At 65.5% G+C, this 14,311-nt stretch carries 4 protein-coding genes; 2 read left to right on the top strand and 2 right to left on the bottom strand.

The annotated features are described in order from the left end of the window. Positions 1-261: 261 nt before the first annotated feature. Together EP165_RS11680 and EP165_RS11675 are read right to left on the bottom strand one after the other, a co-directional pair. Positions 262-4,422 carry a translocation/assembly module TamB domain-containing protein gene (locus EP165_RS11680; RefSeq protein WP_127522732.1) on the bottom strand — a complete coding sequence of 1,387 codons (4,161 nt, stop codon included), beginning with the start codon at positions 4,420-4,422 and terminating at the stop codon, positions 262-264. 8 nt (positions 4,423-4,430) lie between these two features. Continuing rightward, entirely contained in the window at positions 4,431-6,356 is a 1,926-nt protein-coding gene (locus EP165_RS11675; RefSeq protein WP_245440116.1) for an autotransporter assembly complex protein TamA, read from the bottom strand. Between the two features lie 294 nt (positions 6,357-6,650). Between EP165_RS11675 and EP165_RS11670 the strand changes: the two genes are divergently transcribed. Together EP165_RS11670 and pbpC are read left to right on the top strand one after the other, a co-directional pair. After that, complete coding sequence (locus EP165_RS11670) at positions 6,651-12,104, top strand: alpha-2-macroglobulin family protein (RefSeq protein ID WP_127522730.1); 5,454 nt, start codon at positions 6,651-6,653, stop codon at positions 12,102-12,104. Next, entirely contained in the window at positions 12,104-14,185 is a 2,082-nt protein-coding gene (gene pbpC, locus EP165_RS11665) for a penicillin-binding protein 1C (RefSeq protein WP_127522728.1), read from the top strand. Before EP165_RS11670 ends, pbpC begins: the two co-directional genes overlap by 1 nt. The last annotated feature ends 126 nt before the right edge of the window (positions 14,186-14,311 follow it).

The raw sequence follows: 14,311 nt of genomic DNA, 5'->3' as shown, positions 1-14,311 counted from the left end.
ATGTCAAAAGCCATCAGGACGAATGTCAGCCTGAGAAAGCTGCATTTTTGGCCTGCGTTCGGATGCCGCAAATGCGACAAGATTGTCGCAAACGTTCAAATCGAAACGCCTAATCGGTCCCGCATGTGTCACAGGAGTGACGCGGGGGAAACTTTGCCCGTCGGTAGCCACCGTCGGGCTGGCGCGAGTCGGCCATGGCCAGGTGCCGTAATCGCGTAATCGTGATGGCGTTTCAACCCCTGCCGGGGATTTTCGGCGGCATCAATATTCGCGCTCGTAGAAAATGCCGCCGCCGGTCTCGCCGCTGTCGCTTGCTTCGCCGCGCAGTTTGATGCCGCCGATATTGAGATCGATGACCGCCTTGCCCGACCCCGGCTGCGAACCCTTTTCGATAGAAAGGTAGGTTCGGTCGTTGAGATATTTGCCGACCGAGACAGACGTGTCACCGGTTTCTTCGTCCGTCCTGACGTCGATATCGTCAACGCCGACCCGCTCGCGCAACCGCTGCAGCAGCGTTGTCGACCCGCCGATGCCGGCGAGCTGGGCGGCGGCGGAGGCAAGCTGCGCCACCTGTACAGCGGAAAGGTTCGACATCGCTTTGCCGAACAGCAGCCGGGCCAGAATTTCGTCCTCGGGCAGGCTGGGCGACGATTCGAAACTGAAAGACGGATTGTTGGCGGAGCCGGTGACCCGCACGGTAACCGTCGCGTCCTCGGCCACCGTGGAGGCGACGAAGTCGAGGTACGGCACTAGTGAACCCGAGAAGGTCAGCAATCCGCTTGTGAAGTCGAGCCTGCGTCCCAGAATTTCCAGCCGCCCGCGCTGCAACTCGAACTGCCCCACCGCGCGCACCGCGTTGGACGGACCGGTGACACGAACGCTGCCGGTGAGCACCGCATCGAGCCCCCTGCCCTGAACGATCACGGATTGCGCTGCCCGGATCGTAAGGTCGAGCGACACCGCGCCGCTGCCGCCCTCGCCGGTCGAAGGGTTGAGTGCAGCCTGCTGCTGCTCCACAGCAGTTGAAGCGTTGCGGTGTTGCACGTCGAGCTGCGACAGGCTGGTCGGCAGGCTCTCGGGAATGGTGATCACCGAACGGCCGAGATTGATCTCGCCGCTCAGCAGCGGGTTGCCGGTGAGCGAGCCCTGAAGCGCCATTGCGCCGTCGAAATTGGCCGTCACCACGCGTCCGTCCGTATATCGCCCATTGTCGACCTTGAGGTTGAGGTCGGCCGGGAAGCCCTGCGCCGGATCGATGCCGACGTAACCGCTGCCCACGATCGAGCCGCCCGTCGAAAGCCTGCCGTCAAGCGCCCGGATCGTTGCGCGCCCGTCGCCGACATCGATCGTTGCCGCCAGATCTTCGACGGCGAGTCCGGTCGCGGCGTGCACCAGCCGGGCACCCGACGAACGAACCGTGCCGTTGACCTGCGGCGCGCCGAAGCCGCCGCCGACCTTGAGGTTCACATCAGCGCCGCCGTTGAGCGAAATGCCCTGCGCCGCCAGCCGGCTCGCCAGCATCGCGAAAGGAACCCGGCCGGCAAAGGCAGCGTCCAGCGAGCGTGCAACGACATCGACAGCGCCGCCGCCATTCATCGTCAGGCCCGAGCCTTCGCCGACATCGGCATCGAAGCTCAGGAGGTCGTTCGTATAGGTCCCCTTGGAGGTGATCTTCATCGCCCCGAGGCCAGCGGCAAGCGTCTGCGCCGTGCGTCCATCGGACCAGACAAGATCATAGGCGACTTGCGGGTCGGCCGGCGTGCCGCCGATACGCACCGTTCCCGAAATCGTGCCGCCGGCGCCCAGCGACGGCGCGAAACCGTTGGCCGCGCTCGCTGGCAAGCCGGCTATGCTGGCGCGCACATCGAGCGCGTCGCCGGCGCTGCCGGAAATCGTCGCCGTGCCGCCGGCAGCCGATACCACCAGCCCGTCGAAGAACGCCGTCCCGTCACGCACGACAATGACGGTTGGCGCCTCGAGCGCGGTTCGCATGCCGCGATACTGGGCATCGGCGTCCGCGATCTCCGCTGTCACCGTTCCGTCTTCGAACTTAACCCGCCCGGACGTCGACGCCGGGGTGCCGTTTGCCGTGGCGCTGCCCTCGAATTCGGTCCAGATACCTCGGCTCACCAGTGACAGCTGCGCATCGCGAATATCCGCGCTGTCGGTGCTCAATCCGGTCGCCGTAAGCCGGCCCGACAGCACCGGCGCCTCCAGATAGTTGTCGGCAGATGCCGACACGAACACGCCGTCGGCACTGATCGCATCCATCACCAGGCGCGGCAGGTTGCCTTCGATCATCACCCGGGGCGCATCGCCGTCACGCGAAAAGCGGATCGCGCCGGCGGCCTCGCCGGTCACGTCGACAAGCGCCAGTGCGGCCAGCGGGCCGATATCGGGAAAATCGAACTGGATCGAACCTTCCGGCACGAAGGCGCTGTCCAGTGTCAGCGTTCCGAAAAGCTTGTTGTCGCCGAGGTCGAGCCGCAGGTCGCCGATCTCGCTGCGCCCGCCGCTGGTCGAAAGCGTAGCCTTGCCGTCGAGCCGGTCGTCGCCGATCCGCCCTGCAAGCGTGATGTCGCCGCTCGGGGCATCGGGATCGGCGATCGCGGCAGCATCGAGCGAAAGACCGGTCAATTCCCTGCCGGCCACCGTCATGCGGTCGCTGGCGACATTGGCTGTGATTTCGGGTTTGCCGAGTTCGCCGCTGGCAGCAAGCGAAAACCGCGCTTCGCCCGCGGCTGCTTCCGCGAGTTTCGAAAGATCGGCAAAGGTGCCCTCGAGCTCAGCAGCAACCGTTTCGCCATCGATCGCCGCCGATCCGGCGACTGCGAGCGCGCCGGACCTGACTTCGCTGTCGGCGAGCGATATCCGCCCTTCGGCATCGCGCTCGACGGTACCGGTCACGGTGACCATCTTGTCGAGAAAACGCCCCGCCGGCGAAGGCAGGACCGCCGCAAGCACGCTGCCCGAAAGCTTCAGCGCGAAGCTGTTATCGGCAACGCCGTAGCGGCCGCTGGCTTCGGCCTGCAGCGTGCCGCTGCGCGCCGAAAGCCGCTCGAATGCGGCCTCCGACCCATCGGAGATGACACCGTCCGCCGTAAGCGAAACAGCGCCGGCCAGCAGATTGGCTACGGTGGGGATGGTGCTGCCAACCGCTGCCGATTGCGCATTGAGCGCAACCGGGCCTGACAGTGTCTTGAGGTCGAAACTGTCCGAACTGGCCTCGATCGCGATGTCTTCCGCCGCGATACCGCTCGCGGCAAACCGGCTGAGATTGCCTGCGATGTTGAAGCCCAGCGCATCGCCGGGGCCGAAGGCACGGCCAGCCATCGCCTGGAATGCGAGTTGTGTCTGCGCCTCGCCCGCGCCGAATGCCAGCGGCACGGCATCGCCGGTCGCGCTTGCGGTGAACTGGAAATCCGACACGCCTTCAGGGTCGAGGCTGCCGCGCGCATCCACGGCGATCGTTTCGCTGCGCAGCGTCAGCTCTTCGACGGTGAATGCATCCCATGGGCGCACCAGCCCGTTGAACACGAAGCTGGTTGAGCCTTGTGCAATGGGCGCCAGCCCGTCGGGCAGGAAAGGCGCGAATGCGCCGTTGCCGTTGGTCGTGATCCGGCTGCCCTGGTCGGTGAGCTGATGTCTCAGCTTCACCTCCGCCGCCGGTGCGCCACTGACCAGAAACATGCCTCGCGCCTGCCAGTCCGACAACGGGCCGCTGCCGCTGACCTCGATGCCCACCGGCGGTGTTCCAGGCAGCCGCAGCAGCGTGGCGAGCACACCGCCTTCGGGCTCGCTGCTCTTGATCTCCAGGTCGAGCCGGTTTTCGTCCGGCACGAAGGCCACTTCGGCATGCAGCGATCCTTCGGGACCGTCAGTGCGCTTCAGCGAAAGTTCGGCGGAAGCATTGAGCGGCGCGTTGTCCACCTTGACCGAGCCGGTCGCCGCAAGCTGCGCCGCACTCCCGGCAACGCTGGCTCCAATTCTGATATCCGGAAGTTCGATCGCTTTTACATCGATCGTGACGGGCAGATTGAAACCCCCGCCCTCCTCGGTCTCGACAGGCACTGGCCGGCGTGGAACCTCGATGCGCTCTGCTGAAATCCTGTCGGCGTCGAATGAGAAACCGAGCAGGGCATGCGGTGACCACTCGATGGCTGCGTTGTTGACCGCAAGCCAGGTGCCTGCCTCGTCCGCGACGACAATCTCGCTCGCGGTCAGATGACCGCCCAGAATGCCGTTCAGGCCGGAAATGCGAACCTCGCGCCCCGTGCCTGACGCCAGTCCCGACGCGATGCCGGCAAGGCTCGCACGCCCGCCCTCGGTCTGTGTGAAGTAAACAAGCGCACCGCCCGCCAGCACGAGGGCAAGCAGCAGCAGATAGAAAACGGTGCGAAGTGCTTTTTTTAAGAATCGCATGGCGGCGGTCAGAATGCCTGCCCGATACCCGCATAGACGCCAAAACTCGGATCGCCGGGACGCCGGTTCAGCGGGACTGCCGCATCGACCCTGAGCGGGCCGAACGGCGTCAGGTAACGTAGGCCGAGGCCCGCGCCGAACTGCAGCGTTGAAAGGTTGGGCACCGTCGCAGCCGACACCGTGCCGGCATCGATGAAGGGAACCAGTCCGACCTTTTCACTGACCTTGATGCGCATTTCGAGCGATGCCTCCGCGAATGACCGTCCGCCGGTCGGTTTCCCGGTCGCGTCGCGCGGGCCCACGCCCTGAAAGGCATATCCCCGCACCGAACCGCCGCCGCCCGAATAGAACCGCCTGTCGGCGGGTATTGCTGCCAGCGGCGCACCCACGATCGATCCCGCAGCGGCGCGCGCCGCAAAGACAATGCGTCCATCGCTGTCGAGCGACCTGTAGATCGAGGCTTCGCCCCGTACCTTCAGGAAATTGGCGCCCGAAAACAAATCGCGCGTCGGCTCCGCATAGACCAGGAAACGCTGGCCCCGCTTCGGATCGAGTCGGTTGTCGCGACCGTCATAAACATATTCCAGCGGAATACTGACCAGAAGATGGCTGCGGGGCACGACGGGGCTGAAACTGTCCGTGACGCTCGACCAGGCCACACGCACCTCAGCCGAAACCGTCTGTTTCGGTGTCAGATCGCGGCGGATGCCGGCCCGCGCATCGACGGTGAAGCTGTTATAGGCGTTGGGATGCTCGAACGATGCCCTGACGCTCGAAATGAACTTCGAAGCCGGCCCCATCACGCCCGGCTTCTCGAATAGAATGGCGGCGTTGTAGTTGAGCATGCCAAGGCTCGGCGCGCTGCCGATACGGCTGATGGAGCCCTCGATGCGCAGCTTCTCCGCCCTGCCGAACAGGTTGCGGTGCCCCCAATAGCCTTCGATACCGGCGCCGTCGGTGCTCGATATTGTGGCGCCAACGCCGAAATAACGGTGCTTGCGCTCCGAAACGACGACATTCATGGGGATCGAGCCGTCAGGGTCGAGCGCATCGGCTTCTGCCACCGAAACGCTGCTGAAAACGTCGAGGTTCTGCAGCCGCTCGCGTGCCCGGTCGCGCTCTTCGGGCGAATAGGTCTCGCCCGGTTCGAGCCCAGTCATATAGGCAATGAATTCGCGGTCGACCTGCTCCGCGCCCTCGACATTTGTCCTGCCATATGGCGCGATCGGCCCGGCCTCGATGCCGAAGCTGATATCGAGCTCTTTCGTGGCGCTGTCAGCCACCACTTCGCGCGAAACGACGCGCGCCAGCGGCCTGCCTTCCTGCTTCAGGGCGCGCACCATGTCGCGCTCGGCCCTGAGAATGGCGGTCGAGCCGGCGTCGCCGCCCGGCATCAGCCCGAATCGCGCCGGCGCAAGGCTGGCAGCGTCGCCTGTCAGGCTGATATCCCCGAGCACGAACTTGTTGCCGGGATCAACGCTGATCGAAACCGGCACCGGTCCGCTCGTGTTGAACTGGGCGTCCGGCGCGATGTCGTCAAGCGATCTGCCTGCGATACGGATCGTCACAACGCCGTCATAGCGCGCCTTTTCGTAGAGTGCCGCTACCAGCCGCTCGCGGTCGTTGCGTGCCTTGGAAATCAGCCCCAGCGAACCCGAAACCGCCTTGCCCTCGTCGCCGACCAGCAGCGATGCGTCTCTCAGGCTGTCCGAAAGCTCTTCGTTCGATACCCCGGCATCGAAAGTGGCCGAATAGAAGACGGGGTCGACGATCTCCGTCTTCGTTTCGTCCTTCTTGCCGAACAGCCGCAATCCGAACAGTTCGAAGGCGTCAGCCGGAGCCGTAGCGGCGCCGGCAAAGGATGCCGCAAGAACGAGCGCAGCCATCAGGCGCGCGAAACGCGCGCCCGGCCTGACAGTGCCCGTAACTGGCATTTCTTCCGGTCGCATTACTCTAAGGTAACCACAATTCCTGAATGCAGACTGAACTCAATTGCACCTAATGCGGCCACATTCCCACGCTCACATTCCGTTACCGGATGCAACCGAGTATGAAATGCACGGCATCGGTAGTCCCGGACCTGCAATAACACGGCATCGGGGCGGGGCAAACGTGAACCGCGCATTGCAGATGGCGGCAGCCGCCGCCGTTGACAACAGCCGTATCACAGGCGCCACATGAACGGGATATCCGAAGGGACGCGGATAGTGTTGGAGGAGCGGCAGGCCATGCGCGCAGTTCGGTTTTTTTCTTTCCTGATTCTGGCAGTCTTTGTTTCAGCTTCATCTGCGATGGCGCAGGAGCGGCGCATCGAGCTGACCCAGGACGGTGACTATTTCGGGTTCGACCTCAGAACCGAGAAGGACGTCTCGCTCGAACAGTGTTCGGCGGCTTGCCTGGGCGACGGGCAGTGCCGCGCATTCACATACAATACCAGCGCCAGCTGGTGCTTCCTCAAATCCGACTATGCCTTCGTCAATCCTTTCCCCGGTGCGGTGGCCGGGCGGGCCGTTGCAGCCACGGGCGAGCCCGACATCGGCGCACCGCCGGCGCTCGCCTTCCTGCCGCCGAATGTCGGCGACGAGGCGATCCGCTACCGCTCCGACATCGCCGCCGAACCGCGCCCCGATCCCGGCATGGGCATCGGCGTTCTCACCACCATCGGTGAAGATGCGCTCAACGCGGGCAATGCGCGCGAGGCCGTACAGGCCTTCCGCGAGGCGCTGCGCATCGACGCGGATATCCGCCCCGTCTGGTCGCAGCTCACGGCCGCGCTGCTCGCCGTAACAACTGAAAACAGTTTCGAGAAAGGCGCCTTTGCGCGCGCCGCCACCTCGGCGGCTCTGAACGCATACCGGCTCACGCGCGGCACAAATGAACGCGCCGAGGCGCTGGCCGCCATGGCGCGTGCGCTCGATAATCGCGACCTCTATCGCCCGGCAATCTCGGCCTACAATGCCAGCCTTGAGCTGGTGAACAGCGCCGCAGTGCGCGCGGAGATGGAGGATCTGCGCGCCCGCAAAGGCTTCCGCGTCGTCGATCACACAGTGAATTCCGACACCGTTTCGCCGCGCATCTGCCTGCAGTTTTCAGAAGCTCTGGTGAAAGCCGGCACCGACTACGCATCTTTCGTCACTGTTGACGGACGCGCTCCAAAAGCAGTCGACGCAGGCGAGCGCCAACTCTGCGTGGAAGGTCTCGACCACGGCGAATATTACGACATCGTCGTTCGTTCCGGCCTGCCTTCGGCCATCGGCGAGGTGATTGCGAGCCCGGTCACGCTCAATATCTATGTACGCGACCGTTCGCCCTCGCTGCGCTTCACCGGCGAGAACTTTGTGCTGCCCTCCACCGCGCGGCGCGGCATCCCGCTGATCAGCGTCAACACCGAAACGGCGGATCTGAAGCTCTACCGTGTCGGCGACCGCGCTCTGACGCAGCTTCTGTCGGGCTTCCGCTTTTTGAGCCAGCTTGACGGTTACGGCCTTTCCGAAATCGGCGACGAGCTCGGCCAGCCCGTATGGCAGGGCGAAATCGACATTCGCTCCGAGTTGAACTCCGAAGTCACCACCAGCTTCCCGGTCGATGAGGCGCTGCCCGAGCGCGAGCCCGGGGTTTATGTACTTTCGGCAGCACCCAAGGGCGAACAGCAAGACTATTGGAACGCCAAGGCCACGCAGTGGTTCGTGGTGTCCGACATCGGCCTCACCACCTTCACCGGCGCGGACGGACTGACGGTATTTGCCCGCTCACTGGCAAACGCCATGCCGCTTGAGGGTGCAGAACTCACGCTGCTCGCGCGCAACAATGAGGTGCTGGGCACCGCCACCACCGACGCCGCCGGCCAGGCGAAATTCACGCCCGGCCTGACGCGCGGCACCGGCAGCCTCGCCCCGGCAGCGCTGCTGGCGAAGAACAGCGGCGGCGATTTCGTCTTCCTCGACATGACCCGCGCCGGCTTCGATCTGTCGGACCGTGGCGTCACCGGCCGTGCCGCGCCCGGCGCACTCGATGTGTTCGCTTGGACCGAGCGCGGCATCTACCGTGCCGGCGAGACTGTGCATACCGCAGCACTCGCAAGGGATGACGCGGCGGTGGCGGTCGAAAACCTGCCGCTCACCTTCATCTTCACCCGCCCCGATGGCGTCGAGGATCGCCGCATCGTCGACGATGGCGCAGCGATGGGCGGCTACGCGGTGGAACTCGACCTCCAGGCAAACGCCATGCGCGGCACCTGGAACTACCGTATCCATGCCGATCCCGACAAAGCCTCGGTCGCGAGCGGCCGCTTCCTGGTCGAGGATTTCGTGCCCGACCGCATCGAGTTCGACCTTACCTCGCCCGACAGCGAGATAACGGTCGGCGAACCTGCTTTGGTCGAGGTCGACGGGCGCTTCCTTTATGGTGCGCCGGCTTCGGGCCTTTCGATGGAAGGCGAAGTCGCGCTGACGACGACCCGCGAATGGGACGCCTTCCCCGGCTATCAGTTCGGCTTGGCCGACGAAAAGACCAATGAATACGCCAACATTACTCCCTTGTCGGACCTTCCGGTCACCGACGAGAACGGCAAGGCGAGCTTCGAGGTTTTCGTCAATGCGATCCCCTCCACCACGCAGCGCATCGACGCCAATGTCGTGGTCCGCATGCGCGAAGGCGCCGGCCGCGCCGTCGAGCGCTCGCTGGTAATCGGCGTTGCCTCCGAGACTGACCTGATCGGTGTGCGGCCGGAATTCACCGGCGGCTCCGTGCCCGAGGGCGCGGTCGCGTCCTTCCGTGTCATCGGCGCCTCCGCCGGCGGCGAGCGCGCGGAGATGGATGGCCTGATCTGGACGCTCGAAAAGCTCGAGCGCTCCTACCAGTGGTATCGCAACGGCTCGAGCTGGTATTACGAGCCGATCACCTACGAAACCAAGGTCGCCGATGGCCGGCTTGATGTCGCCGCCGACGCGGAAGGCCGAATTCAGTCGGCGGTTCAGTGGGGCCGCTACCGCCTGACCGTGGAGACGCCAGACCCGGCAGGCCCGCAGACCTCCGTCGAGTTCGACGCCGGCTGGTATGTCGCCGCAAGCTCGACCGAAACGCCGGACGGCCTCGAAATCGCGCTCGACAAGGAACAATACGCACCGGGCGAAACCGCGCGGCTGCAGATCTCGCCGCGCTTCGCCGGCGAGGTTCTGGTCACGGTCGGCGCGGACCGCCTGCTGGAAACCTTCACCGCAAGCGTGCCCGAGGGCGGTGCAGCGATCGACATTCCGGTCAGCGAAAACTGGGGCGCGGGTGCCTATGTCACCGCCACCCTGTTCCGTCCGGGCGACGCGGAAGAAACCCGCATGCCGGCCCGCGCCATCGGCCTGAAATGGCTCTCGGTCGATCCGGGTCAGCGCAAGCTCGATGTCGCGCTGGAAGCCCCGGCACAGTCCAAGCCGCGCGGCCCGCTTACGGTGCCCATCTCCGTGCCGGGTGCGGCTGGCGAAACCGCCTATGTCGCGCTCGCCGCCGTCGATGTCGGCATTCTCAATCTCACCAGCTACGAAGCTCCGGATGCGAGCGGCTGGTATTACGGCCAGCGCCGGCTCGGTCTGGAGCTGCGTGACCTCTACGGCCGGCTGATCGACGGTTCGCTCGGCGTCACCGGACGCCTGCGCACCGGCGGCGACGGCGGCGGCATGGCAACCGAGGGCAGCCCGCCGACCGAAGAGCTTGTCGCCTTCTTCTCCGGCCCCGTCGAACTCGACGGCGACGGCCGCGCACTCGTCACTTTCGACATTCCGCAGTTCAACGGCACGGTGCGCCTGATGGCCGTCGCCTGGTCGAAAAACGCGGTCGGCAATGCCGAAACCGACGTCATCGTGCGCGAGCCGGTCGTAGTCACCGCCGGCCTGCCGCGTTTCATGGCGCCCGGCGACACCGCGACGCTGCGCCTCGACATCGCCAATACCGATGGTCCGGCAGGCGAATACAGCCTTGAGGTGCTTACCGACGGCCGGGTCACTGCGACGTTTGCGGACGCAGTCACCTTCGCTTCCGGCGAACGCAAATCCGTCACCGTGCCCCTCACCGCCGAAATGACTGGCCGCTCGGCAATAACGGTGCGGCTCGCGCATGCCGACGGCACGGCGGTCGAACACGCGCTGTCGATCCCCGTGCGGCCCTCCGCCCTCCCCGTCACGACACGGCGCATCGTGTCGCTGGCGGCGAACGGCGGCTCGATCCGGGTCGACGAGGAGCTTCTGGGCGACAGCCTGCTCGACGGCGCGTCGGTCTCGATCGGCGTCTCGCCAGTCGCGGCATTCGACATACCGTCGCTGCTCGTCAGCCTCGACCGCTACCCCTATGGCTGCGCCGAGCAGACGACGAGCCGCGCACTGCCGCTGCTTTATGTTGCAGAGCTTGCGGCACAATCGGGCCTGGACCCCGATCCTGAGGTCGGAAAGCGCGTGCAGGACGCGATCCTGCGTGTTCTCTCCTACCAGTCATCGTCCGGCAGCTTCGGTCTCTGGGCACCGGGCTACGGCGATCTGTGGCTCGATTCCTATGTCACCGAGTTCCTGACCCGCGCCCGCGAGCTCGACTATCAGGTGCCCGAAGAAGGCATGCGGCTTGCGCTCGACAATCTGCAGAACTCGATCTCGTATGATCTCGACATCGAAGAGCGCGGTGCCGAAATCGGCTATGCGCTCTACGTGCTGGCGCGCAACCGCCGGGCATCAGCCGGCGACTTGCGCTACTACGCCGACACGCGGCTCGACGAGTTCGATACGCCGATGGCCCGTGCGCAGATCGCAGCGAGCCTCGCGCTCTATGGCGACACGCTGCGTGCAGAGCGCGCCTTCCGTTCATCCCTGGAGCTGGCCCGCAGCGGACGGCGGAACATCTATCGCTCGGACTACGGCTCGGCTCTTCGCGACGGTGCCGCCATTCTCGCACTGGCAGCCGAAACGCGGCCAGTACCGGGCATGGTGCCGGAGATGATCTCCTTTGCGGCCGAGGCGAGCCGCGTCGACCGCTATATGTCGACGCAGGAACAGGCCTGGATGCTGCTCGCCGCCCGCGCATTGGTGGAAGGCAGCGAAGCGCTTCAGCTCGAGGTCAACGGCTCCGCTCACATGGGCGGCTACGCGGCCGAGCTCGATGGCCTCGACCTGCCCGGCAATCCGGTCACCATAATCAACCGCGGCTCGGCTCCGGTCGATGCGGTGGTGACCACGGTCGCCGCTCCGGCTGAGCCGCTGCCCGCTGGCGGCGAAGGCTTCGCCATCGAGCGCAACTACTATCATCTCGACGGCTCGCCAGCGAATGTCAGCTCGGTGGCGCAGAATGAACGCCTGGTCGTCGTCCTCAAGGTGACAGAGAAGAACGACTGGGGTTCGCGCGTTCTGGTGACGGACCTGCTTCCCGGCGGCTTCGAGATCGACAATCCGAGCCTGGTCAGCAGCGCCGAACTGAAGAACTTCGACTGGCTGCCGAACACCGACTACGCGCATGCCGAATTCCGCGATGACCGTTTCGTCGCGGCGTTCGATCGCTCGGGCAACAGCGACCGTGAGATCGTCATGGCCTATGTCGTGCGGGCGGTCACACCCGGCGTCTATGCGCACCCGGCGGCGAATGTTGAGGACATGTATCGTCCGCAGTTCCGGGCCCGCACCGCCGACGGCTTCATGGAAGTCGTCGCGCCCTGATGCGCCGGCTTTCGCCCGGCAAAGTGCTGCCGCGCGCCGCTTCGGCGGGCGCGGCGGCGGCTGCACTGGCGATGCTGGCGCTGGTCGCGCTCGTCCAGGCCGACCGCGCCTTCCCGCCACCGCTCGACGAACCGCCAATCTCGGCGGAAGTCGTGGGCCGCAATGGGGAACTGCTACGCGCCTATGCGGCCCCCGATGGCCGCTGGCGAATGGCGGTCGAACTGCGCGATATCGACCCGCACTTCCTCGACATGCTGATCGCTTATGAGGACAAGCGCTTTCGCGATCATCGGGGTATCGATGTCTTCGCCATGGCGCGTGCAGTAGGCCAGTTGGCCACCAATGGCCGCATCGTGTCGGGCGGTTCGACAATCAGCATGCAGCTTGCCCGGCTGGTCGAGCCGCGCGAGCGCCGCTCCGTCCCCGCGAAGCTGCGTCAGATGTTCCGCGCCTGGCAGATCGAGCAGCGGCTGTCGAAGGACGAAATCCTGCGCCGTTATCTCACGCTGGCGCCCTATGGCGGCAACATCGAAGGCTTGCGCGCAGCTTCGCTCGCCTGGTTCGGCAAGGAACCCCGCAGACTGACCGTCGGCGAGGCGGCACTGCTGGTTGCCTTGCCTCAGTCGCCCGAGGCGCGCCGGCCCGACCGGCATCCTGAAAACGCACAACTGGCCCGTGATCGCGTGCTTGCCCGCATGTCCAATGCAGGCCTGATGGACAGCGCGGAGGCAGCGCGTGCGGCTGCCGCGAACATCGTGCCAACCGGACGCTACGAACTCCCTGCCCTCGCCGCACACGCGGCCGACGCCGCCCGTCTGGCCGACCCCGCCGCACAGCGCATTGAGCTCACGGTCGACGGCAAGGTCCAGCGGCGGCTGGAAGCGGTTGCAGCCGAAGCCGCCACCCGTATCGGAGACAAGGTCTCCGTTGCCATGGTGATGGCCGATGCCCGCACCGGCGCGATCATCGCAGAAGTCGGCGCTGCCGACTATTTCGACGCCGGCCGCAATGGCTGGGTGGACCTGACCCGCGCCGTAAGGTCGCCCGGCTCGACGCTGAAGCCATTCATCTACGGTCTCGCCTTCGAGGAAGGGTTGGTCGCACAGCAGACCTTGATCGAAGACCGCCCGGCCGATTTCGCCGGCTATCGCCCACGCAATTTCGATATGGCCTATATGGGCGACGTCAGCGTACGCGATGCGCTGCAACTCTCGCTGAATGTGCCGGCGATCCGGCTGCTTGACGCGCTCGGGCCGACGCGGCTTGCCGGCCGCTTCCGCGACGCGGGCGTCACACCTGAATTGCCGCGTGGCGAAAAACCCGGTCTGGCGATGGGGCTGGGCGGCGTCGGCGTCACCTTGCGCGACCTCGTGCAGCTCTACACCGCGCTGCCCAATTCCGGTTTCGCGACACCGCTTCATATCAAGCCCGCCCAGCCGCAGCCGGTGCGCCTGCTCGACCCCGCGGCCAACTGGCAGGTCGCGGACATCCTCTCGGGCGTTGTGCCGCCGCGCGGCGCGCCGGAGATCGGCATCGCCTACAAGACCGGCACCAGCTACGGCTATCGAGATGCCTGGTCGATCGGCTTCGATGGCCGCCATGTGCTGGGTGTCTGGATTGGCCGGCCCGACGGCGGTCCGGTGCCCGGAATTTCCGGTTTCGAAACCGCGGCACCCGTTCTTTTCAACGCTTTTTCGCGCTCCGGGGTGGCATTTGCCGAACACGCGTCGCCGCCGCCGGGCGCGGTGCGTCTGCCGCGCGGCGACCTGCCCGTCACGCTCCGCCGCTTTCGCGCAATCGACGACGACGCCGTCACGCCCGGAATTGTGGAGGCCTCGCCGCGCATCGTCTTCCCGCCTGACGGCGCAAGGGTCGAACTCGCGGCCCAGGGGGCCGCCCCGCTCATTCTCAAACTGCAGGGGGGCCGTGCCCCTTTCCGCTGGCTGGCAAACGGACGGCCGCTGAAGGACACAGTGCGCCGGCGAACCGCAAGCTGGCATCCCGACGGCGCCGGCGCATCGACCCTCACGGTCATCGACGCGGTAGGCAGGGCGGCCACTGTCAATGTGTTCATCGAGTGAGCGATTACGGCAGTTCATGCACAAAACGTGCATGAACTTCCTCGTTGCGTGCATTGCTCGAAGAAATCGTGCATTTCCGCAGCGTGATGTTGAAGCGCACATAAGCTGCTTGAATTCTGGTCTGGC

The organism is Mesorhizobium sp. Z1-4 (assembly GCF_004000235.1).
Classification (GTDB): domain Bacteria; phylum Pseudomonadota; class Alphaproteobacteria; order Rhizobiales; family Rhizobiaceae; genus RCIO01.
The sequence above is the reverse complement of the archived record's forward strand: the minus strand, read 5'-3'. Positions and strand labels throughout refer to the sequence as shown.

Excerpts from the sequence above, each read along its gene's own strand:
- EP165_RS11670 (WP_127522730.1), top strand. The coding sequence starts at position 6,651 with ATGCGCGCAGTTCGGTTTTTTTCTTTCCTGATTCTGGCAGTCTTTGTT.
- EP165_RS11675 (WP_245440116.1), bottom strand. The coding sequence starts at position 6,356 with ATGCCAGTTACGGGCACTGTCAGGCCGGGCGCGCGTTTCGCGCGCCTG.
- EP165_RS11680 (WP_127522732.1), bottom strand. The coding sequence starts at position 4,422 with ATGCGATTCTTAAAAAAAGCACTTCGCACCGTTTTCTATCTGCTGCTG.
- pbpC (WP_127522728.1), top strand. The coding sequence starts at position 12,104 with ATGCGCCGGCTTTCGCCCGGCAAAGTGCTGCCGCGCGCCGCTTCGGCG.